The sequence below is a fragment of the Streptomyces rubellus genome, assembly GCF_036323805.1.
In the GTDB taxonomy this organism is placed as follows: Bacteria; Actinomycetota; Actinomycetes; order Streptomycetales; family Streptomycetaceae; genus Streptomyces.
In genome coordinates this window covers 1-21,168 of sequence record NZ_JAZDCX010000027.1, presented here as the reverse complement: position 1 = coordinate 21,168, position 21,168 = coordinate 1, and the positions used below count along the sequence as shown (strand labels likewise).

The following is a 21,168-nucleotide window of genomic DNA, read 5'->3' as shown; positions in this document are numbered from 1 at the left end:
GGCCGGTGCCGTCAGCGGAAGAAGGCGATCCCGTCGTCCGGGAGGTCCTTGAGGTCCCTGGCCCACTCGCTGGGGTCGACGACCTTCTTCAGATGGGCCGACATGTACGGGCGCAGCGGCGTCTCGGGGGTGGCCATCTCGCCGACCCACATCAGGTCGCCCTTGACGTAGCCGTACAGCCGCTTGCCGCCGGTGTACGGGCCGGAGGAGGAGAGCCGGGCGACGGCGTCCGTGGCCAGGTCGATCTGGGGCTTCTGGTCGGCCAGTTCGCCGTACCAGACCTCGGCGACGCCCCGGTCGCGGATCATGACGGCCTCGACCCTGCGCTCGGAGTCGATCCGCCAGTAGCCGCTCTCGGTCTCCAGCGGGCGGACCTTCTCGCCCTTGTCGTCCAGCTCCCAGCTGTGCGAGACGTACTCCAGGAAGTCCCGGCCGTCGTGGGAGAAGGTGACCTCCTGGCCGAAGTTGCACTGCTCGCGCCCGGGGAAGTCGGCGACCCCGGCACCCGCCCAGTCACCCAGGAGGAACGCGAGGGGGACGAGGTCCCGGTGGAGGTCGGACGGAATCTCGATCATGGCTGCTCAGACGATCTGTCGGGGGCGGACGGCGGGGACGGTGCGGGCGGCGGGGACGGGTGGCGGGTCAGCGCTGGCCGTCGAAGAGCTTCTTCACGGTCAGCGCCATGAACCCGGTGACGGCCGCGAAGGCCAGGATCAGCAGGGCGATGAAGAATGCCTCAAGCACGGGAGGGCTCCTCGGTGGCGTCGTACGGGCGGGCGGCCGGTGGGCGGCCCTCCGCCCGAGTCTAGTGGGCCGGTCACGGGCGGCGCTGTGAGGTGTGCCGCCCGCCGGAGCGGGCCGCCGGGCGGGCGGCCGGGTCTCAGCCCAGGAGCTGGGCCTGGAGGACCACCGTCTGCCGGAAGGGCACCTCCGCCGGGGGCGGTTCCCCGGCCCCGGCGCCCCTCGCGGTCTGCACGACGACGCCCACGGTGTCCCCGGCGAGCAGGTACGCCAGGCGCGTCGTCCTGCCGTGCGGCCGCTCGTCGGTGTGGACGCTCACCTCGACCCCGTCCGGCCCGGCGTCGGACGGCCCGCCGCGGTCGGGGGTCAGCCGCGGTCCCCAGTGGAGGGAGGTGCCCGGCGCGGGGGAGCCGGCCAGCAGGTCGGTGTGGAAGGCGGTCGCGATCGCCGCCGTGTTGAACCGCAGCAGGCGGATGTCGGTGCGGGTGCCGTCGGGCATGGTCCAGCCGCGTGCGGCGATGTGCCGGACGGCGTCGTCCAGCAGCCGCCGCCGCAGCCTCTCGCCCGCCGCCGCCGAGTGGATCCGGGTGTGCTCCTCGACGGTGATCCAGTCGCCGTCCGGGTCCGGTGATCCGTCCGCCGTGCCCTCGGGGGCCGGGAGCAGCAGCTCGCGCAGGTCGGCGTGGTGGATCCGGGCCGGGTTGTCCGGTGCGAACGGGGGCAGCGAGCCGGAGGGGAGGGCGGGCAGGGCGAGCGCCGGGAAGTCCCAGCGGCCGTCGTCCTCGGTGGCCAGGCCCGGTACGTCGCCGCGCTCCAGCCGCAGGATGCCGTACGCGGTGCCGGCCAGGAACACGGCGAAGACGGCGGCGACCGCGCCCCAGAGCCGGACGGCCCGCCGCAGCCGGGGCGGGAGGACGAACGTCTCCGGCAGCCCCGGCAGCCCCGGCAGCCCCGGCAGCCCCGGCAGCCGCGGGAGGCGGCGGGGCGGCGGCGCGTCCGGGTCGAGGAGCTCGGGCGCGTGGAAGCCGGTGTCCCGCCCCGGCCCGCCCCACGGGTCCGGCCGCGGCTGCCCGTCCGGGTCCGGGACCCACTCCGGCTCGCCGATCGAGGAGCCCGTCATGCGTCACCGCCCGGGGAGCCCAGCCGTTCGAGCTGGATCACCAGCAGCCCGACGGCCTCCACCAGCGCCGCGGACGGCCCGGTGCCGTCCGCCCGCAGGAACAGCAGCAGATCGCCGTGGTGGGCCGTGCAGACCAGCGCCGGCAGACCGCTTCCGCCGGCCGCGGGCGGTTGCCGGCAACCGGGGCCCTCGGTGCCGACGGTGTACGGGTACTCGGGGAAGTCCGAGAACGCCCCGTCCAGGGCGGACCGGAAGGCGGCGATCCGCCGGGCGGCCCCGTCCCTCTCCAGCCGGGCGAGATGGAGCGTGACGGTGAGGTTGTCCCCCGGCAGGGTGTACGAACGCGCCTCCGCCGCGCGGATGTCCAGCCGCCCCAGGAGGCGGCGGTACGCGCGGCGCTCCCCGGCGGGCAGGCCCGCGCCGCTCTCCGCCATCAGCTCCGGGGCCGTCCCGCCGCTCGCCCGGAGGGTGTGGTGGCGGCCCGCGATGTCCGGGCCCGGGTCGAAGCCGACGAGCTCGGGCTGTATCAGCCAGTTGCCCGGCCCGGGGACGGGCCGGGGTACGGGGCCGTCCGCCCGGTGGTCCTCGTCCGGGCCGTGCCAGATGCGGGTGGGGGCGGCGCGGTCGGCGTCCGCCACCAGGTGCGCGGTGTACGCCAGTGCGCCGCCCGTCGCGCCGAGCACCGCGGCGGCGGCCAGGACACCGGCCCGGCGGCGCGGTCCGCGGCCGGAACCGCGGCCGGAACCACCGCCGGTGCGCGCCGCGTTCACAGTCGCTCCAGCTGCCGCTCGGCCAGCGAGGCGATGTCCCGTTCGCGGACCGGCCCGGTGTCGTGGATCCGGATGTCCAGCACGAGGTCGCCGCGCTGCGCGACGGCCCGGGCCCGGTACCGGGGCTCCCGGCCCGGGGCCCGGAGGGGCTCGTCGAAGATCTGGTAGCGGCCGTTGCCCGAGTTCCGCAGCGCTCCGCCGCCGTCGCCCGTGCCCGCCGCCCCGTGCATCAGGGCCCGCTGGTGCGCGGCGTAGCCGCGGGCCGAGTGCCACCGGACGCCGTGGAACTGCAGCAGGGCGATGTCCACGGTGCGGCGGCCGTCCTCCTCCCAGGAGGCGACCGCGATGCGGCGGATGTCCGCGCCGAGCAGTTCCTGGAGGGCGTCCCCGGGATCCTCGTGGCCGGCGACGTACCCGGGGACGAAGGCCCAGCCGTCCTCGGCGAACGGCGGATCGGCGTCCCGGGCGCCGCCGGGGGTGTCGAGGAGCAGCTCGCGCAGGTCGCCCTCCGTCCGCACCCGCCGGTCCTCCTCGGCGGTGAGCGGCGCGGGTGCGCTCTCCTTCGCCGACGGCTCGCCGGGGTGGGACAGTCCGGCCTGGGAGAGCGGCGGCAGCGGGGTGGGGGCGCGGCCGGCCTGGACGGTGTAGCCGGTGGCGACGCCGCCGGCGGTGCCGAGCAGGGCGGCGCAGCCGAGCAGCAGGAGCGCACGGGGGCCGAGCCCGCCGGGGAATCCGCCGCCGGGTCCGCGGCGGCGGTACGGATACGAGGGCGGGGGCGGGGAGCCGGGCTCCGGGACCCCGGTCCCGTCCTCCGGCGGGAACACCGGCACGGTCGCCTCCTCGCGTCGCCGTCGGTTCGGTGCACCAGTATGCGGCCGGGACGGACGGACCCCACCGCTTCGAACCGGACCGCGTCACGGGCCGCCGGGCCACGGGCTACCGTGGCGGCATGGCAGGTATGGCAGGTACGCCGGGGAAGCTCGTGATCAAGGTGACGGCCGGGGCGGACGCCCCCGAACGCTGCTCGCAGGCGTTCACGGTGGCGGCGGTGGCCGCGGCCAGCGGGGTGGAGGTCTCGCTCTGGCTGACCGGGGAGTCGGCGTGGTTCGCGCTGCCGGGGCGGGCGGCGGAGTTCGAACTGCCGCACGCCGCGCCGCTTCCCGAGCTGATCGAGGGCATCCTGGCGGGCGGGCGGATCACCCTGTGCACGCAGTGCGCGGCGCGGCGCGGCATCGAGGAGAAGGACGTGCTCGAGGGCGTCCGCATCGCCGGGGCGCAGGTCTTCGTCAGCGAGGTCATGGGCGAGGACGTGCGGGCGCTCGTCTACTGAGACGGCAGAACGGCGGAACAGGACGAGGGCCGCGTCCCGGAGGTCGGACACCTCCGGGACGCGGCCCTCACCCGTTCGTTCCCGCGCGCCACCGCCGCGGTCACGGCACGGCGGTCACACCGTGATGGCGACCTCCGCCACGCCGCCCTTCTGGGCGACGACGGTGCGGTCCGCGGTGGCGCCGGGCACCAGGGCGCGCAGCGTCCAGGTGCCCTCGGCGGCGTAGAAGCGGAACTGGCCGGTGGCGGAGGTCGGCACCTCCGCCGTGAACTCGCCGGTGCTGTCCAGGAGGCGGACGTACCCGGTGACGGGCTCGCCGCCGCGGGTCACCTGGCCCTGGATCGTCGTCTCACCCGGCTTGATGGTGGCGGCGTCCGGCCCGCCAGGCTGTGCTCCGCACATGTCTTCGGTCTCTTCTCTGTGAGATCGGTGAGTGGGGGAGTGGACCGGCCGGGCGGCTCAGTTGTCGCCGGGGCCGAGCTCGATCGGCACGCCGACCAGCGAGCCGTACTCGGTCCAGGAGCCGTCGTAGTTCTTGACGTTCTCCTGGCCCAGCAGCTCGCGGAGCACGAACCAGGTGAGGGAGGAGCGCTCACCGATGCGGCACAGGGCGATGGTGTCCCGGGAGAGGTCGACACCCGCCTCCTCGTAGAGGGCCTTCAGCTCCTCGTCGGACTTGAAGGTGCCGTCGTCGTTGGCGTTCTTCGACCACGGGATGTTGCGCGAGGACGGGATGTGGCCGGGGCGCTGCGACTGCTCCTGCGGCAGGTGGGCCGGGGCGAGCAGCTTGCCGCTGAACTCGTCGGGGGAGCGGACGTCCACCAGGTTCTTCTTGCCGATCGCGTCGATGACCTCGTCGCGGAAGGCGCGGATGGAGGTGTCCTGCTCCTTGGCCCTGTACTCGGTCCGCGGGCGGGAGGGCACCTCGGAGACCAGCTCGCGGGCGTCCAGTTCCCACTTCTTGCGGCCGCCGTCGAGGAGCTTCACGTCCTGGTGGCCGTAGAGCTTGAAGTACCAGTAGGCGTAGGCCGCGAACCAGTTGTTGTTGCCGCCGTAGAGGACGACGGTGTCGTCGTTGGAGATGCCCTTCTCGGACAGCAGCTTCTCGAAGCCCGCCTGGTCGACGAAGTCGCGCCGCACCGGGTCCTGGAGCTCGGTCTTCCAGTCGATCCGGACGGCGTTCTTGATGTGGTTCTTCTCGTAGGCCGAGGTGTCCTCGTCGACCTCGACGATGACCACCTTGGGGTCGTCGATGTGGGCCTCGACCCAGTCGGCGTCCACCAGGACGTCACTGCGGCTCATGTGTCTCCTCCGGAGGGCGGGTGCTTCAAGGATGAGCGGTGGATGTGCGGGCGGGCGTGCGCGGCGCGCGGGCGTCCGGGGTGTGTACGGCGCCGGTGGCCGCGGGGCGCGCGGCGGGACGGCGGTGCGGGCCGCGGACCGCGCGCCGGGCGCGGCGGGGGCACCGGGGCAGCCGTCAGAGGACGGTGCGACAGAGCATGGCGGCGACACGGCACAGGTCGACTGCCCGTCGCTTGGTGAGATCCGCCTGTCGCGTCATGGGCCCGATCGTAGGGACGGAAGGGCGGAAGTGCCACCGTCGTTCCGTATCACGAGACGCGATCGTCCGACAGGTGAGATTTCGGCCGAACTCCGAACCCGGTCCGTACGCCTGTGCGGCGCCCCCGTCGGCGCCTCCCCGGTGTCTTCTGTCGTACGGACGCGGCCGTCTCGACTGCTGGACGGCTGCGCCCGGTCCGGCCGGCCCGCTCCGGCCGGCCGCCGCCGGACCCGCCGTCAGCCCGCCAGGTTCACCTCGCTGCCGGAGAGGTGCAGTGTGACGCCGTCCTCCGCCATGGTCAGCTTCTCCAGCCGCAGCCCCTCCGGCAGCCCGGTGATCTTCAGCTCGTGGTCCACCCGGCCCCGTATGAGGTTCTCCGCCACGGGGATCTCGGGGATGTTCTCGGCGCGCAGCGCTATGGTGTCGCCGCCCCGCACGCTCGCCGCGCTGTAGAGGGTGACCTGCGCCACGGGGATGTCCACGTCGATCCTGACCTGGTTCTCGGCGGCCCGCTCCGGCCCGGCGTACGCCGCGGTGACGCCCTCCGTGCCCGCCGCGGTCAGATCCGCGTAGCCGATCCGCGCGGTGCCGGTGGCCCGGCCGGCCACCGCCGTCGAGAGGTTGTTCTCCAGCCGCACGTCGCGCAGCTTCACGTCGACCTCGGTGACCTCCACGGAACGGTCGCCGACCCGGACGGTCAGCCCGTCCATGGAGGCGTCGACCGAGTCCAGTTCCTTGCCCACCACCTGGGTCAGGAAGGGGAAGCCGTTGATCTGCACGGAGGGGTTCTGCTCCAGCCCCCGGGAGGATCTGATCCGCTCCGCGATCTTGTCCTCGGCGAGACCGACCGCGAGCCGGTCGGCGCCGACGAACAGTCCGCCGAGGAGGACCGTGAGTATCAGCAGGACTCGCAGTGCGCGCATCGTGAGGATCCCCCCAGGGGTGGCCGGGCCGGTCGGGGCCGATCGGCCTGGTCGGACTGATGTGGAACGGGTCGACCTGACGGATCGACGCGGGCAGGGGCCGAACGGGTTCCGGGGAGCCTAACCCGGCCCCCCGGCCCCGGGCCGGACGGGGCTATCCCAGCGCCCTGCCGAGCAGGTACACCGCCGGGACGGCGGCGGTCAGCGGCAGCGCCACCCCGGCCGTCATGTGGACGAAGCGGGAGGGGAAGTCGTAGCTGGCCACCCGCAGCCCGATCAGCGCGCACACCCCGGCGGCCAGACCCAGGAGCGCACCCGAGGAGGCGTCCGGCGGGACGAGCCGCGCGGCCGCCGTGCCCGCGCCCGCCGCGGCCAGGAGCGCGGCCACGACGGAGACCGCCGACGGCAGCGGCAGCGCCCGGACGAGCGCGGCGGCGGCCACCCCCAGGGCGCCGACCGTCACCGCGTCGGGCTCGGCGGCCAGCAGACCGGCGCCGAGCACGGCCAGGGCGCTGGAGGCGATGGCGGCGGTGAGGGCGTACAGGCGCTCGTCGGGGGAGCTGGTGTTGCGCAGGTGCGCGGTGACGGCCAGCACGCACCAGACGCCGAGCGTGCCGACGACGGCGGCCGGCCCGTGCTCGCCGCCGGTGGCCAGCAGCGCGACGTCGGCGGTGACACCGCCCAGGAACGCCAGCGCGATGCCCTGCCGGGCGGGCCACATCCCGTTGAGCCGGTACCAGCCCGCGGCGGTGACCGCCTGGAGCAGCAGCACCGGGACGGCCAGCACCGGCCGGGAGGCCGTGGCGGCGAGGGCGAGCAGCACCGCCAGGACGGCGGTCAGGGCGGCGGGCAGCAGGCCCGGCGCGATGATCGGGTCGCCGGTGCGGCGCGGCGCGGCGGCATCCCCGGAGCCGGAGCCGCCCCCGGCTCCGGCTCCGGGGGCGGGGGTACCGCCGGGAGCGCCCGGGGTGGCGGTGGACGCGGCCGGCGGCTCGCCCGGTTCCCCGTACGCGCCGGGGCCGTCGTACGCGCCGGCGGCCGGGGCGTACGGGAAGTCGTCCTCGGGCCGGTACCGCTGCTGGTGCGGCAGCGGGTGCCGCCGGCCGGGGCCGGGGTGCGGCTGCCCCGGGTGTCCGGGGCCGGGGCAGCCGGCGGGGTCGGGATACCACTGGTCGGTCATCGTGAGCCTCCCGCGAAGGGGGGGAGCACCTCGACGGTGCCGCCCTCGGTCAGCCGGACGAGCGCGTGGTCGCGCCTGCCGACCGGTGCGCCGTCCACCAGGAACGAGCAGCGCCGCAGCACCCGGTCGAACTCCGGCCGGTCGGTGTGCCGCTCGCGCGCCGCGGTGAGCGCCTCGGCGAGGGTGTGGGCCTCGTATCTCTCCTCGGTGATCCCGGCGGCGGCCTTGGCCGCGGCCCAGTAGCGGATCATGCCGCTCGGCATGGTGGTGTCCCTCTCAGCCGTCCGTCGTGCCGCCCCCATCATGGCGTGCCGGCCGGCCGGCACGTGCCGTCGCCCAGGAACCGATGCGGTCCAGCAACCCGGGCGGCGCGGCGTTCTCGGCGTGGCCGAAGCCGTGCTCGATCCACAGTTCGGTGTGGGCCGGGTCCGCCGCGGCGGCCAGTGAGCGGGGGTGGTCCAGCGGGAAGTAGGCGTCCCGGTCGCCGTGCACCACCAGCAGCGGCACCGGGGCGATCAGCGGGGCGGCCCGCACCGGGGAGAGCGGCACCGGGTCCCAGTCGCGGTGGTGGACACGGGTGCGCAGCCAGTGGCGGGAGACCAGCCGGCCCAGGGGGTGCTGTATCGCCCAGTGCACCCGGCGCATGGCCGGGGTGCCCCGGTAGTACCAGCGCGCGGGGGCGCTCACGGCGACGACCGCGTCGGTGTGCGCGTCCGCACCACCCGGATACGCCTCATGCGCCGCGTGACCCCCGCCGCCCGTCCCGCCGTCCTCCGCGCCGCCGTCCTCCGCCCGGAACAGTGCCGCGTGCCGCACCGCCACCGAGCCGCCCATGGAGAAGCCCACCGTCGCCACCCGGCGGTACCCCAGTGAACGCGCCCAGCGCACCGCCGCCGCCAAGTCCAGCACCTCCCGGTCGCCGACCGTGGACCGGCCCCCGGAGCGGCCGTGCCCCCGGAAGGAGAACGTGACCACGGCCGCGTGGCGGGCGAGCGCCTGTGACACTCGTCGCACCGCCGGCCGGTCCAGCGAACCGGTGAAGCCATGGGCGACGACGATCGCGAGCCGCGCCGGAGCCGCTTCCTCCGCTTCCGTCCCGCCGCCGGTGATCACCCCTGCGTACGGCCGGTGTTCCGCCTCGATGCCCACCCCGTCGGCGGCCCGCAGCCGGGTCCGCGCGACGGCCCGTGCCGGGGGCCGTTCCGGCGCACCGGAACCACCCACAGTGACGACATCGGTACGGAAAAGCTTTCCGGACCCCTCCGCGTGCTCGACCATGTGGGATATTCTCGATGACCAGAAGGATCCGGGCAGCGACGCCCCCGGGTCCTTTCGTGCTTTCTGGGAGCGCCGTACGAAGCAGTGCCGAGACACGTCCCCACGGGGCCCGGGGAAAGGAACTCGCCGTCATGAGCTCGCTACTCCTACTCACCAACGCACTCCAGCCATCGACCGAGGTCCTGCCCGCGCTCGGCCTGCTCCTGCACAACGTCAGGGTGGCACCGGCCGAGGGCCCCGCCCTGGTGGACACCCCCGGAGCCGACGTCATCCTCGTCGACGGCCGCCGCGACCTGCCGCAGGTGCGGTCCCTGTGCCAGCTGCTGCGCTCCACCGGGCCCGGCTGCCCGCTGATCCTGGTGGTCACCGAGGGCGGCCTGGCCGCCGTCACCGCCGAGTGGGGCGTCGACGACGTCCTGCTGGACACCGCCGGACCGGCGGAGGTCGAGGCCCGGCTGCGGCTGGCCACCGGGCGCCAGCAGATCGCGGGCGAGGACAGCCCGATGGAGATCCGCACCGGCGACCTGTCGGTGGACGAGGCCACCTACAGCGCCAAGCTCAAGGGCCGGGTGCTGGATCTGACCTTCAAGGAGTTCGAGCTGCTGAAGTACCTGGCGCAGCACCCCGGCCGGGTCTTCACCCGCGCCCAGCTCCTCCAGGAGGTGTGGGGCTACGACTACTTCGGCGGCACCCGCACCGTCGACGTCCACGTACGGCGGCTGCGGGCCAAGCTCGGCCCCGAGCACGAGTCGCTGATCGGCACCGTGCGCAACGTCGGCTACCGCTTCGTCCTCCCGGAGAAGGGCCCGGAGAAGAGCCCGGAGAAGAGCACGGAGAGCGCCCCGGGGAAGAAGGGGTCCGCCGAGGCGGGGAAGAAGGCGGACGAGGAGGGCGGAGCGGTCGCGGAGGCCGCCGAGAAGGTGGCCCGGGAAGCGGTGCGGGGCCCGGCGGGCGGCACCGGCGGCCGGCGGTAGCGGGCCCCGGCCGCCCCCGCCGCCCGGGCGGCGGGGGCGGACCAGGCCACCGCCGCTCACCAGGCCGTCAAGCTGGCCGTCCACCGGGCCGCTCACCGGGGAGATAGCCGACACTTCGCGCGTAGACTGCGCCCGTGGCAAAGGTGACGCGGGACGATGTGGCGCGGCTGGCGGGTACGTCGACCGCGGTCGTCAGCTATGTGATCAACAACGGCCCGAGACCGGTCGCCCCGGCGACCCGGGAACGGGTGCTCGCGGCGATCAAGGAGCTGGGGTACCGGCCCGACCGGGTCGCGCAGGCGATGGCCTCGCGGCGCACCGACCTGATAGGGCTGATCGTCCCCGACGCCCGGCAGCCCTTCTTCGCGGAGATGGCGCACGCGGTCGAACAGGCCGCCGCCGACCGCGGCAAGATGGTGCTCGTCGGCAACTCCGACTACCTCGACGAGCGCGAGGTCCACTATCTGCGCGCCTTCCTCGGCATGCGCGTCTCGGGCCTCATCCTGATCAGCCAGGGCCCCAGCGAGCGCGCCGCCGCCGAGATCGACGCCTGGGACGCGCGGGTGGTGCTGCTGCACCGGCGGCCCGAGGCGATCGACGACGTGGCCGTCGTCCTCGACGACGTCGGCGGGGCGCAGATGGTCACCCGCCACCTGCTGGAGCACGGGCACGAGCACGTGGCCTGCCTGGGCGGTGTGGAGACCACCCCCGCCTACGGCGACCCGGTGACCGACCACGTCGAGGGCTGGCGCCGGGCGATGAAGGAGGCGGGCCGCTCCACCGAGGGACTGCTCTTCCAGGCCCCCTACAACCGCTACGACACCTACCGCATCGCGCTCGGCCTGCTCAGCGGCCCCGACCGGCCGTCCGCGCTGGTGTGCGCCACCGACGACCAGGCCATCGGCGTGCTGCGGGCCGCCCGCGAACTGGGCGTCGACGTGCCCGGCGAGCTGGCGGTGGCCGGTTTCGACGACGTCAAGGAGGCGGGCCTGACCGACCCGCCGCTGACCACGGTCGGCTCGGACCGCGAGGCGATGGCGCGGGCCGCGGTGGACCTGGTGCTGGACGACGGGGTGCGGGTGACGGGCTCGCGGCGCGAACGGGTGCGCCAGTTCCCCGCGGGCCTGGTGGTGCGGCGCTCCTGCGGGTGCGGGACGTAAGCGGCGGATTCTTCGGCGGGTCTCAGCCGGTCCTCATGGAGTTCTCATCCCGGGCGCGCACAGTCGCCGGTATGAGCGAACACGAGACGAACCCCGCGACGGATCACGCACCGGAGCCGGCGTACGCGTACCCGCCCCGCCCCTCGTACGAGCCCGCCGCCACCGCCACCGCCGTCCCGCCCGCGCCCCGTGCCCGCGGCCGTGCCCGCCGTCCGGCCGCGCTGCTGACGGCCGTGGCGATCGTCTCCGCGGTGGTCGGCGGCGGTACGGCCACCCTGGTGGGCGAGGCGTACGGCGACGGCTCCGGCACCTCTGCCGCCTCCCCGGCGGTCCCCGGGACGAACACCTCCGCCGACTCCGGCGCGAGCGTCGCGGACGTGGTGAAGGCCGTCGGTCCGAGCGTCGTGGAGATCGGCGCCACCTCCCGCTCCGGCTCCGGGACCGGCTCCGGAGTGGTGATCTCCGAGGAGGGCGAGATCCTCACCAACAACCACGTCGTCTCCGGTGCCACCGGGATCGAGGTGACCTTCGCCGACGGCAGCACCGCCCCCGCCGAGCTCGTCGGCACCGAGCCCGACCTCGACATGGCCCTGCTGAAGGTGGACGGCACGGACCTTCCCGACGGGCTGACGCCCGCCGAACTGGGCGACTCCGACGCGGTCCGCATCGGCGACCGGGTCGTGGCGTTCGGCTCGCCCGAGGGCCTGTCGGGCACGGTCACCAGCGGCATCGTCTCCGCCAAGGACCGCGAGGTCACCGTGGCGCGGGAGGACGGCGACGGCGGCCGGCCGCGCTCCGACGGGGAATGGCCCTTCGAGTTCGACGGCGGCCGGTACAACGGCGAGGTCGGCCCCGAGACCACCACCTACCGGGCCATCCAGACCGACGCCTCCCTCAACCCCGGCAACTCCGGAGGCCCGCTGGTCGCCATGGACGGCACGGTCGTCGGCATCAACTCCGCGATCCACAACAACGCCGCCGCCACCGGGGGCAAGGCGGGCAGCGTCGGCCTGGGCTTCGCGGTGCCGGTCGACGAGGTGAAGAAGATCCTCGACGACCTGCGTGCCGGTGGCTGACGGGAGTGCGACACTCGCGTCCATGGCTCCTCCCCACCACCCGGCCGACCCCGCCCCGCCCGCCCGTGTGCTGATCGTCGACGACGAGCCGGACGTACGGGAGGCCCTGCGCCGCAGCCTGGCCTTCGAGGGCTACGACACCGACCTGGCCGCCGACGGCCTCCAGGCCCTGGAACGGGTGGCGGCGCACCGGCCCGACCTGGTGGTCCTGGACGTGCTGATGCCGCGGATGGACGGGCTGACCGCCGCCCGGCGGCTGCGCGCGAACGGCGAGACGGTGCCCGTCCTGATGCTCACCGCCCGGGACACCGTGGGCGACCGGGTCACCGGTCTGGACGCGGGCGCGGACGACTACCTGGTCAAGCCGTTCGAGCTGGACGAGTTGCTGGCCCGGGTCCGCGCCCTGCTGCGCCGCAGCTCCTACGCCCGGGAGCGGGCCGGTGCCGAGGGCGCGGCGGACCCCGAGGTGCTGACCTTCGCCGATCTGCGGATGGACCTCGCCACCCGCGAGGTGACCCGCGGCGGGCGGCCGGTGGAGCTGACCCGGACGGAGTTCACGCTGCTGGAGATGTTCCTGGCGCATCCGCGCCAGGTGCTGACCCGCGAACAGATCCTCCGGACCGTCTGGGGCTTCGACTTCGAGCCCACCTCCAACTCCCTGGACGTGTACGTGATGTACCTGCGCCGCAAGACCGAGGCCGGCGGCGAGCCGCGGCTGGTGCACACCGTGCGCGGCGTCGGCTACGTGCTGAAGGACTGACGGACGCGAGGAACACGAGGGACATGACGGACGCCAGGGACCCGCACCCCGTACCGGTGACCGGCCGCACGGGCCGCACCGGCCGGCTCAACGCCCTGCCGCTGCGCTCGCGGCTGGCCCTGCTGGTCGCGGTGGCCGTGGCGATAGCGGTGGCGGCCTGCGCCACGGTGGCCTGGTTCCTGGTCCGCGACCAGCTGGTCGACTCCCTGGACGACGCCCTGCGCGCCAACCGGGTCCCCGACAGCCTCGTCGTCGACCTCGTGCAGGCGGGCCAGTGCCGGGCGGTGCCCGAGGAGCGGCGGGAGGAGGTGCCCAACCCCTTCCGCTCCACCGTGCAGCTCGTGGACCGCGACGGCGACAGCTGCATGGTCTTCGGCAACCAGCCGCTGCCGGTCGGCTCCGCCGACGTGGCGGTGGCCGGCGGCGAGCGCGAGGAGGCCCTGCACACCGTCACCGCGGGCGGCGCCGAGTACCGGGTGCTCACCACCCCGCTGCGGGGCACGGACGCCGCCCTGACCGTCTCCCGCCCGCTGGACGAGGTGGACGCCACCCTGGACACCCTCGCCCTCGTCCTCGGCCTGGTCGCCGCCGCCGGGGTGCTCGGCGCGGCGGGCGCCGGCGTCCTGCTCGCCCGCGCCGGGCTGCGGCCGGTGGACCGGCTCACCGAGGCCGTCGAGCACGTCGCCCGCACCGAGGACCTGGCCGTGCGCATCCCGGTGGAGGGGAACGACGAGGTCGCCCGGCTCTCGCGCTCCTTCAACTCCATGACCGCCGCCCTGGCCGTCTCCCGTGACCTCCAGCAGCAGATCGTCGCCGACGCCGGACACGAGCTGCGCACCCCGCTGACCTCCCTGCGCACCAACATCGACCTGCTGGCGCGCAGCGAGCGGACCGGCCGCCCGCTGCCGCCCGAGGACCGCCGGGAGCTGCTGGAGTCCGTACGGGCCCAGCTCACCGAACTCGCCTCCCTCGTCGGCGACCTGCAGGAGCTCTCCCGCCCCGACGCCGCCCCCGCGGGCGGGCAGGCGGAGGTCGTCGGCCTGCACGAGATCGCCGATCGCGCCGTCGAACGCGCCCGGCTGCGCGGCACGGGCCTGACCCTCACCCGCGAACTGTCGCCCTGGTACGTGCGGGCCGAACCCGCCGCCCTGGAACGGGCGGTGGTCAACCTGCTGGACAACGCCGTGAAGTTCTCCCCGCCCGGCGGGACGGTCGAGGTGGTCCTGGCCGACGGCGTCCTGCGGGTGCGCGACGAGGGGCCGGGCATCCCGCAGGACGAACTGCCCTTCGTCTTCGACCGCTTCTGGCGCTCCCCGTCCGCCCGCAGCCTGCCCGGCTCCGGGCTGGGCCTGTCCATCGTGGCCCGCACGGTGCGCCGCAGCGGCGGCGAGATCGCGCTGCGCCCGGCCGAGGGCGGTGGCACCGAGGCCGTCCTGCGCCTGCCCGGCGCCCCCGTGCCCCCGCCGGATCTGCCGGATCTGCCGGACTGAACCGGAGGCCGGAGGCGGGGGCCGGAGCGGCTCCGGACGCAGCTCGGCGGCTCAGTCCAGCTCCACGTCCTCGGCGATGCTCCGGGCCCTGATGTAGGGCTCTCCCTCGTACTGCTCGTACAGCGTGTCCGAAAGCTCCACGCCGAGCTCCTCCTCGACCCCGGCGATCTCGAACTCGCGCACGACGCCCGTGACACGGACCGGGTCGTCCTGGTCCACGGCCGGCATGTCCCCCTCGACGACCAGCAGCGGCTCGATGTCGCTGGGCTCGTTCCCGCCGACGGTGAAGGCCCAGGGCGAGACGACGTCGTGGACCCGGCCCTCGACCGTCCGCTCCTCCCCGACCACGGATTCGGCGTTCCCGTCCTCGAACGCCTCGTGCACCTCGGTGATGCCCTCGGCGCCGTTCCCGCCGCACCCCGCCAGTCCGGGGAGCGCGAGCAGCAGGGCGAGCAGCGCCGCCGACCGGCGCCGGTGCGGAATGCCTGGGGCGTGTCGCATGGGCGTCTCCTGTCGTCCTCTCGCTTCCGGGTTCCGCGGGCGGACCTCGCCGCGCGGGACGCGGCCCCTCATCCCAGCTCGGCGGAGGTGTCGACGGAGGAGGCGACCACGTAGTGCTCCTGCTCCCAGTCGGTGAAGGCGTCCTCGTTCCAGTCCACACCGAGCCCGTCCGCCACCTCCTCGGGAACGAAGCCCTCCCGGACGGTGCCGGTGACCCGTACGGTGTCGCCCTCCGCCACCCGGGTGGTGTCCGCGGAGACGACCAGCAGGCTTCTGACGTCGCCCCTGGTCTCCCTGTTCTCCGGATCGGCGCGGGCGACGGTGAAGGCGTTGCCGCCGAGGACCTCGCCGACCTCGGTCGTGAGAGTGATCCGCCGGCCCGTCCAGGTGGTGACGTCGTTCCAGAACTCGGCCTCCGCCAGGTCCCCGTAGACGAAGTCGTACCCGTCCCCCTCGCCCTGCGCGCCCCCGACGTGCACGGACGCCTCGGGAGCGGGCGACTCGTCCTCGCCGCAGCCGGTCAGCGCGGCGGCACCGGCCACGACGGAGACCAGCACGAACGGCAGAGCCGCGGTTGTCCGCAGCCGGTGGCACCTCCCACTGGAGCGCATGTCCTCAGTTCCTCTCGACGCACGGCGGTCCCGCGCGTCCCGAGTGAGCGGACACCAGGGCCGCTAAACCGGCAACCCGGCGAACCGACGCGAAGAGCATTCCGGACGCGGCGCCCGGCCATGCCGCGGACACGGCCTCCCACTCCGCCGGGGGCCGGATCTCCACCCGGGTGGCGGGCACCCGGCCCGCTGCCCGCCCGGCACCGGAAACAGAGGGAACAGAAAGAGAGAAGGAAGAAAGCGACCGGGTGTACACAGACCGACGAGCCGGTCTGTGCGGGAAAATCCAGTTCCTGTCATCTGCGATGAGATGTGCCTTCTGGTGGGAAGCTCACCTTCCGTTACGGGAGGGAGCTCACATGTCGACACCGAACCCACCGCAGACCACCCGTCCGTCCGGTTCCCCGGGGCGTGTCAGAAGGTTCCTGCGGGTGCTGTGGTCTCCCGAGGCGGCGGCCTGGGCGGGGGTGACCGCCGCGCTGGTCGTGGGATTCCTCGGGGGCTCGGCGGCCACGTCCTACGAGGTCGTCAACGTCTTCCCCGGTGGCAAGGGCGACGCCTCCACCGCGGCGCCGTCGCCGGAGGCCGATCCCGTGGTGGACGGGAAGCCGCCGGCGGAGCCGGTGGAGTCGACGCGACCGTCGGAGCCCGAGCCGACCGCTTCCGCCTCCAACGATCCCGGCTGGGTGGTGACGTGGAACGACGGCTTCACCTTCGGCAGGCACACGGACCTCGACCAGGACGGGGATCCGCACAACTCCAACCTGAGCGGGGGAGCCGAGCTCTCGGTCGTCGGAGCGGGGAGGGCGGGGGCGTACCTCGTGCCCGACTCCACGGCCACCCTGGGCGTGGTGCCCGGCGGGGATGCCGACCCCGGCCCCGAGCGGTGCTCGGAGATCGCCCGGCAGGAGAGCGTGGAGAAGTCGTCGCTCACGGCCGGCGACCGCTACTGCCTGCTGGCCCACCGGGGGACCGCGGCGCTGATCAAGGTCGTCTCGGTCAACGCGCGCGGTGCCGACGACAGCGAGTTCACGGCGACGCTGGTCCGCTGGTCACCGCAGTAGCGCCCGCCGGGGTCAGCCGTCCAGGGCCGCGCAGACGTTCTCCTCCGGGCCCATCCGGACCGAGAAGCCGCGGGTGCCGTCCTCGGCGAACTCCGCCACATGGACGCCGTCGACGATCCAGAAGCCCTTGGGGAAGTCGTCCCCGTCCCGCATCCCGAAGCCCACCGGGCCGACGGCCAGATACCGCTTGAGCCGTCCGTCGGCCCGGTACTCGGGGAAGCCGTGCCCGCCGACGTCGCGGACGACGGTGGCGCCGGTGTCGGTGTTCTCGTACTCGACCACCAGCGGGCCCTTGTACTCCTCGCGCTTGACGGCGCCGCCGGGGTGGCGCTCCAGCACCCGCTTGACCATGTCCTGCTCCAGCGGGGTCGCCTTCAGCGGGAACGCGCAGGTGTAGCCGGCGGGTGCGGTGAACCCCTGGTCGACGTACGGCTCCCACGGCTCCGGGGCCGCTCCCCGGACCGGCGCCGGTGCGGGTGCCGGGCTGTCGGCGGCGGCCGTCGCGGCGGGAATCAGCCCCGCCGCGCACCCGGCGGCCAGTACGGACGCGATCCGCCGCTTCGTACGCTTCGTCGAACCCATCGAATCCTCCCCGGTGGCATGGCACTCGCCCACGACCCAACCGGTCCGCCGATCCGGGTGTCAAGAAGCTTGCGCCATACAGGAGTTGGCCACCCCGGACTTCGGCTCCCCGTGCCGACGGCCGGCCGATTCAGCAGCCGCCCTCGGCGGCCGTGGCCGTCAGGTCGTAGCGCGGGACGGGCCGCTCGCCGGACACCGTGCCGTGCCCGGCGTCGGAGTCCTCCTCCGGGTCGGCGGCGGACAGCTCGACACGCAGGCAGAAGACGGCTCTCGTGTCGGTGGTGGTGATCCGGTGGTGGCCGAACTGCTCCGCGGGCTCGACGCGCAGCCCGGGGGCGACGTTCAGCCCGCCGGCCTCGTCGACGGCCTCCTCGACCCGTTCCTCCAGCCACTCCGCGTGTCCGAGGTGGGAGGGGAAGGAGTGCGGTTCCTCCGCCAGGACACCGGTGGCCTCGTGGGCGGCTTCGCGCAGTTCGTCCTCGGTCCACGCGGAACTGTCGCTCAGGTGGTGGAGGAAACCGGCGGCGAGGCACAGGGAGAGCACGATGAGCGTCATGCCCGCGGGGTTGCGCGGGTTGCAGACGTAGCGGTTCGTCCCCCACGGACTGCGGACGAAGACGGGCTCGTGGTCGTCGGGCGTGCTGCCGGGTGCGTCGCCGGATGGACTGCCGGGCGCGTCACCCGGGGTGTCGTCGTTGCTCATGATCCACGTTCCGGAGGAGCGCCGCGGGCCCGGGGGAAGGGCCCGCGGCGCGGGTGTCAGCCGGTGGCGGGGCTCACCGGACGACGGTGATCCGGTCCGCCGCCGGGGCCTCGATCGGGTCGGCGGCGGAGGAGTTGGCGGTCAGGTAGTCCGACAGGGCCGCCAGGTCGTCACCGCCCACCAGCGGCTCGGTGCCCTCCGCCAGGGTGGCCAGGCCGTCGCCGCCGCCCGCCAGGAAGGAGTTCACCGCGACGCGGTAGGAGGCCGACGGGTCGATCGGCTCGCCGTTCAGCCGCACCGAGTCGGCGACGATCCGGTCGGCGCCCGACCTGGTCAGGTCGAGGGTGTAGGTGAAGCCCCCGGAGACCTGCAGGATCTTCGGGGACGCCTCGTTCGCGCCGCTGACCTGCTCGCGCAGCACCGTCAGCAGCTGCTCGCCGCTGAGGGTGAGGACGTTGACGGTGTTGGAGAACGGCTGGACGGTGAAGCCCTCGGCGTACGTCACCACGCCGTCGCCCTCGCCGCCGGAGGCCGCGTAGGTCAGGTCGGCGCGCACCCCGCCGGGGTTCATCAGGGCCAGGTCGGTCCCCGGGTCCAGCTCCCTGGCGTGGGCGAGCTGCGCGTCGGCGATCAGCTCGCCCAGCGGGAAGACGGGCTCGCCGGTGGCGCGGTTGCTGAGGATGTCCTCGGCGATCCAGCCGATGGGCCGGTTCGCGACGGGCGCGGCCAGTGTCTGCCAGAACTCCAGCAGTTCGGTGATGTCGGCGGCCTTCTTCCGCTCGCGGTCCACGACGCGGTTGGAGCCCTCGACCGAGGCCCGCACGATGTCCCGGGTGCGGCGGTCGTACTCCATGGTCAGCTCGGTGAAGAGCCGGCCGTTGGAGGCGGCGGAGGTGACCAGGCGGTCGTTGCCCCTGGGGTCGGGGACGGAGCAGACGTACGGCTGGTGGGTGTGGCCGGTGATCAGCGCGTCCACGCCCGCGTCGGTGTTGCGGGCGATCTCCGCGATCGGGCCGGAGAGGTTGCCGCCGTCCGCGCCGCAGTCATTGTTGTACGCGGGGGAGGCCGGGAAGCCGCCCTCGTGGACCAGCGCGATGACGGCGTTGACGCCCTTGCGCTTCAGTTCCTTGGTGTACCGGTCGATCGTCTCGACCTCGTCGAGGAACTTCAGGCCCTTGATGCCCTCGGCCGTGACGATGTTCGGGGTGCCCTCCAGGGTCACGCCGATGAAACCGACCTTGACGCCCTTGAACTTCTTGACGGTGTAGGGCGCGAGCAGCGGCCTGCCGGTCTTCTCGTCGACGACGTTGGCCGCGAGGATCGGGTAGTCGGCGCCCTCGAAGACCCGGCCGTCGGCGTAGCAGCCGTCCTCGGGGTGGCAACCGCCCTTCTGGAGCCGCAGCAGCTCGGCCGCGCCCTCGTCGAACTCGTGGTTGCCGACGCCCACGACGTCCATGTCCATCGCGTTCAGCGCCTCGATGGTGGGCTCGTCGTGGAACAGGCCGGACAGCAGCGGGCTGGCGCCCACCATGTCGCCGGCGGCGACCGTCACCGAGCGGGGGTGGCCCTCGCGCGCCTCGCGCAGGGCGGTGGCCAGGTACTCGGCGCCGCCCGCGGTGATGTCCTCGGTGGTGCCGTCCGGGTGCTCGTGGGTGACCCGGCCGCCGGAGCCGGTGGGGGGCTCCAGGTTGCCGTGGAAGTCGTTGAGGGCGAGCACCTGGAGGTCGACGGTGCGGCCGTGGTGCCGGTCGTGCCGGTCGTGCTTGCCGCCGTGCGCCTGCGCCGTCTGCCGGGGCGCCGTCTCCGGCGCGGCCTGCGCGGCGGGCATGGCGGCGGCGAGCGTGCCGACCGTCAGCAGACCCGCCGCGGTGGCGGTGAGTCTGCGGGAGAGGGCGGACCGCCTGGATGGAGTGGACACCATCTGTCCCCTTCTGTTCCCTTGTCAGGACCGAGAGTTGACCTTATCGGCCGCATACGGGCGGCAGCCTAGGTCAACGCGCGTAGCGTGTCACCGTTCCACGGGTAACCAGGAGGTTTCGATGCTGCGTAGGCTGTCCCCATGAGCGACGTGGTGGTTGTGGACGAGTTGTCGGCCGAGGTCGTGCGGGACGCTCAGGCGCTGATCGACGCGGCGGCGGCGGTGGACGGCCAGTCGGCCGTCTCCGAGCAGGGGCGGCTCCAGCTCCGCGGCGCCCGGCGGCCGGGCGTACGGCACCTGCTGCTGTGGGAGCAGGGCGAACTGGTCGGATACGGCCAGTTGGAGGACACCGATCCGGTGGAGGCCCCGGCCGGGGAACTCGTCGTCCACCCCGACCACCGGCGCAAGGGGTACGGCCACGAACTCGGCCGCGCGCTGCTCCAGGCGTCGGGCCGGCGGCTGCGGGTGTGGGCGCACGGCGGCCACCCGGCCGCCCGGCACCTGGCCCGCATGCTCGGCCTGACCCTCTTCCGCGAACTGCGGCAGATGCGCCGCCCGCTGACCGGCGGCCCGGAACTGCCGGAGCCGGTACTGCCGCAGGGGGTGCGGCTGCGCACCTTCGTCCCCGGGCGGGACGAAGCCGCCTGGCTTGCCGCCAACGCCGCCGCCTTCGCCCACCACCCCGAACAGGGCGGCATGACCCGGCGCGACCTGGACGACCGCAAGGCCGAGCCGTGGTTCGACCCCAAGGGCTTCTTCCTCGCCGTGCGGGGGGAGGGGGAGGACGAGCGGATCGTCGGCTTCCACTGGACCAAGGTCCACAGCGCCGAACAGCTCGGCGAGGTCTACGTCGTGGGTGTCGTCCCCGGCGCCCAGGGCGGCGGCCTGGGCCGGGCACTGACCCTGACGGGCCTGCGCTACCTGGATCGGGACCGGGGCCTGCCGACGGCGATGCTGTACGTGGACGCCGACAACAAGGCCGCCGTGACGGTCTACGAGCGGCTCGGCTTCCAGGTTCACGAGGTGGACCTGATGTACCGCACGGAGCTCTGACCGGGCTCCCGCCGGGGTCCGGCGTCACCGGGGGCGCGTCCACCTGCGCCTGACGGCGGGCCAGGCCACCGCGTACCCGGCGGCCACACACGCCGCCGGGCCCGCCGCCCACGGCAGGGCCGTTCCCCGGGACCCGCCGAAGACCCGCCGCAGAGAGAGGAGGACCAGCGCGGCGGTCACGGACATCAGCACGGCGTGCAGCACGCAGGCCCGGCCGCCGCGGACCTCGCTGGGCAGGAACGCGCTCGGCAACTCCGCCAGCAACAGCATGCGGTGGACGCCTCCGGCCCCGCGCGGCGCGCGTCCAGGCCGCCACTCCGGCGCCCCGGAGTACGGCCGGAACGCGCCCGGTCACCTTCCGGCCACCTCCGGC

Annotated in this window: 24 protein-coding genes; 8 read left to right on the top strand and 16 right to left on the bottom strand. The window is 74.3% G+C overall.

Annotated elements, in window-relative coordinates:
- Positions 1-11 precede the first annotated feature (11 nt).
- The 4 genes from V1L54_RS25125 to V1L54_RS25110 all read right to left on the bottom strand — a co-directional run bounded on the left by V1L54_RS25125 (position 12) and on the right by V1L54_RS25110 (position 3,461).
- Positions 12-575: a heme-binding beta-barrel domain-containing protein gene (locus V1L54_RS25125; RefSeq protein WP_100202030.1), complete on the bottom strand. Its 564-nt coding sequence runs from the start codon at positions 573-575 to the stop codon at positions 12-14.
- 305 nt (positions 576-880) lie between these two features.
- A complete protein-coding gene (locus V1L54_RS25120; protein ID WP_330120406.1) occupies positions 881-1,861 on the bottom strand; it encodes a hypothetical protein in 981 nt (326 codons plus the stop codon).
- Positions 1,858-2,631 carry a hypothetical protein gene (locus tag V1L54_RS25115; protein ID WP_330120405.1) on the bottom strand — a complete coding sequence of 258 codons (774 nt, stop codon included), beginning with the start codon at positions 2,629-2,631 and terminating at the stop codon, positions 1,858-1,860. The genes V1L54_RS25120 and V1L54_RS25115 overlap by 4 nt, the downstream gene beginning before the upstream one ends.
- Complete coding sequence (locus V1L54_RS25110; RefSeq protein ID WP_330120404.1) at positions 2,628-3,461, bottom strand: hypothetical protein; 834 nt, start codon at positions 3,459-3,461, stop codon at positions 2,628-2,630. The genes V1L54_RS25115 and V1L54_RS25110 overlap by 4 nt, the downstream gene beginning before the upstream one ends.
- Positions 3,462-3,589: 128 nt before the next feature.
- On the opposite strand from V1L54_RS25110, the gene V1L54_RS25105 reads away from it, so the two are divergent.
- Positions 3,590-3,961 carry a DsrE family protein gene (locus V1L54_RS25105; protein WP_330120479.1) on the top strand — a complete coding sequence of 124 codons (372 nt, stop codon included), beginning with the start codon at positions 3,590-3,592 and terminating at the stop codon, positions 3,959-3,961.
- A gap of 114 nt (positions 3,962-4,075) precedes the next feature.
- Here the strand turns inward: V1L54_RS25105 and V1L54_RS25100 are convergent, their stop codons facing one another.
- The 6 genes from V1L54_RS25100 to V1L54_RS25075 form a co-directional block, all read right to left on the bottom strand.
- Positions 4,076-4,363, bottom strand: a complete 288-nt coding sequence (locus V1L54_RS25100) for a DUF1416 domain-containing protein (protein ID WP_330120403.1) — start codon at positions 4,361-4,363, stop codon at positions 4,076-4,078.
- A 57-nt stretch (positions 4,364-4,420) separates the two neighbouring features.
- A complete protein-coding gene (locus V1L54_RS25095) occupies positions 4,421-5,263 on the bottom strand; it encodes a sulfurtransferase (RefSeq protein ID WP_330120402.1) in 843 nt (280 codons plus the stop codon).
- 495 nt (positions 5,264-5,758) lie between these two features.
- A complete protein-coding gene (locus V1L54_RS25090; RefSeq protein WP_330120401.1) occupies positions 5,759-6,445 on the bottom strand; it encodes an LmeA family phospholipid-binding protein in 687 nt (228 codons plus the stop codon).
- 154 nt (positions 6,446-6,599) lie between these two features.
- Complete coding sequence (locus tag V1L54_RS25085; protein ID WP_330120400.1) at positions 6,600-7,625, bottom strand: hypothetical protein; 1,026 nt, start codon at positions 7,623-7,625, stop codon at positions 6,600-6,602.
- Entirely contained in the window at positions 7,622-7,927 is a 306-nt protein-coding gene (locus V1L54_RS25080; RefSeq protein WP_503676906.1) for a MoaD/ThiS family protein, read from the bottom strand. Before V1L54_RS25080 ends, V1L54_RS25085 begins: the two co-directional genes overlap by 4 nt.
- Complete coding sequence (locus V1L54_RS25075; protein WP_330120398.1) at positions 7,902-8,903, bottom strand: alpha/beta hydrolase; 1,002 nt, start codon at positions 8,901-8,903, stop codon at positions 7,902-7,904. Before V1L54_RS25075 ends, V1L54_RS25080 begins: the two co-directional genes overlap by 26 nt.
- Before the next feature lie 131 nt (positions 8,904-9,034).
- Here V1L54_RS25075 and V1L54_RS25070 point away from each other — a divergent pair, with 131 nt between their 5' ends.
- The 5 genes from V1L54_RS25070 to V1L54_RS25050 all read left to right on the top strand — a co-directional run bounded on the left by V1L54_RS25070 (position 9,035) and on the right by V1L54_RS25050 (position 14,363).
- Positions 9,035-9,877: a response regulator transcription factor gene (locus tag V1L54_RS25070; RefSeq protein WP_330120397.1), complete on the top strand. Its 843-nt coding sequence runs from the start codon at positions 9,035-9,037 to the stop codon at positions 9,875-9,877.
- A gap of 134 nt (positions 9,878-10,011) precedes the next feature.
- Positions 10,012-11,037 (top strand): LacI family DNA-binding transcriptional regulator, encoded by a 1,026-nt coding sequence (locus V1L54_RS25065; protein WP_330120396.1) that lies wholly within the window; start codon positions 10,012-10,014, stop codon positions 11,035-11,037.
- 71 nt (positions 11,038-11,108) lie between these two features.
- A complete protein-coding gene (locus V1L54_RS25060) occupies positions 11,109-12,113 on the top strand; it encodes a S1C family serine protease (RefSeq protein ID WP_330120395.1) in 1,005 nt (334 codons plus the stop codon).
- Between the two features lie 22 nt (positions 12,114-12,135).
- Complete coding sequence (locus tag V1L54_RS25055) at positions 12,136-12,873, top strand: response regulator transcription factor (protein ID WP_330120394.1); 738 nt, start codon at positions 12,136-12,138, stop codon at positions 12,871-12,873.
- A gap of 23 nt (positions 12,874-12,896) precedes the next feature.
- Positions 12,897-14,363: a sensor histidine kinase gene (locus V1L54_RS25050; RefSeq protein WP_330120393.1), complete on the top strand. Its 1,467-nt coding sequence runs from the start codon at positions 12,897-12,899 to the stop codon at positions 14,361-14,363.
- A 51-nt stretch (positions 14,364-14,414) separates the two neighbouring features.
- Here V1L54_RS25050 and V1L54_RS25045 read toward each other — a convergent pair whose 3' ends face one another.
- Together V1L54_RS25045 and V1L54_RS25040 are read right to left on the bottom strand one after the other, a co-directional pair.
- Entirely contained in the window at positions 14,415-14,864 is a 450-nt protein-coding gene (locus tag V1L54_RS25045; RefSeq protein WP_330120392.1) for a hypothetical protein, read from the bottom strand.
- 68 nt (positions 14,865-14,932) lie between these two features.
- Complete coding sequence (locus tag V1L54_RS25040) at positions 14,933-15,475, bottom strand: hypothetical protein (RefSeq protein ID WP_330120391.1); 543 nt, start codon at positions 15,473-15,475, stop codon at positions 14,933-14,935.
- Between the two features lie 359 nt (positions 15,476-15,834).
- Here V1L54_RS25040 and V1L54_RS25035 point away from each other — a divergent pair, with 359 nt between their 5' ends.
- Positions 15,835-16,539, top strand: coding sequence for a hypothetical protein (locus tag V1L54_RS25035; protein WP_330120390.1), 705 nt, complete (start codon positions 15,835-15,837; stop codon positions 16,537-16,539).
- A 12-nt stretch (positions 16,540-16,551) separates the two neighbouring features.
- Here the strand turns inward: V1L54_RS25035 and V1L54_RS25030 are convergent, their stop codons facing one another.
- The 3 genes from V1L54_RS25030 to V1L54_RS25020 form a co-directional block, all read right to left on the bottom strand.
- Positions 16,552-17,121 (bottom strand): hypothetical protein, encoded by a 570-nt coding sequence (locus V1L54_RS25030; protein ID WP_330120389.1) that lies wholly within the window; start codon positions 17,119-17,121, stop codon positions 16,552-16,554.
- A 130-nt stretch (positions 17,122-17,251) separates the two neighbouring features.
- Complete coding sequence (locus V1L54_RS25025; protein WP_330120388.1) at positions 17,252-17,824, bottom strand: hypothetical protein; 573 nt, start codon at positions 17,822-17,824, stop codon at positions 17,252-17,254.
- A 73-nt stretch (positions 17,825-17,897) separates the two neighbouring features.
- Positions 17,898-19,745, bottom strand: coding sequence for a bifunctional metallophosphatase/5'-nucleotidase (locus V1L54_RS25020; RefSeq protein WP_330120387.1), 1,848 nt, complete (start codon positions 19,743-19,745; stop codon positions 17,898-17,900).
- 138 nt (positions 19,746-19,883) lie between these two features.
- Here V1L54_RS25020 and mshD point away from each other — a divergent pair, with 138 nt between their 5' ends.
- Positions 19,884-20,795: a mycothiol synthase gene (gene mshD / locus V1L54_RS25015; RefSeq protein WP_330120386.1), complete on the top strand. Its 912-nt coding sequence runs from the start codon at positions 19,884-19,886 to the stop codon at positions 20,793-20,795.
- Positions 20,796-20,819: 24 nt separating this feature from the next.
- Here the strand turns inward: mshD and V1L54_RS25010 are convergent, their stop codons facing one another.
- Entirely contained in the window at positions 20,820-21,065 is a 246-nt protein-coding gene (locus tag V1L54_RS25010) for a hypothetical protein (RefSeq protein ID WP_330120385.1), read from the bottom strand.
- Between the last annotated feature and the right edge of the window lie 103 nt (positions 21,066-21,168).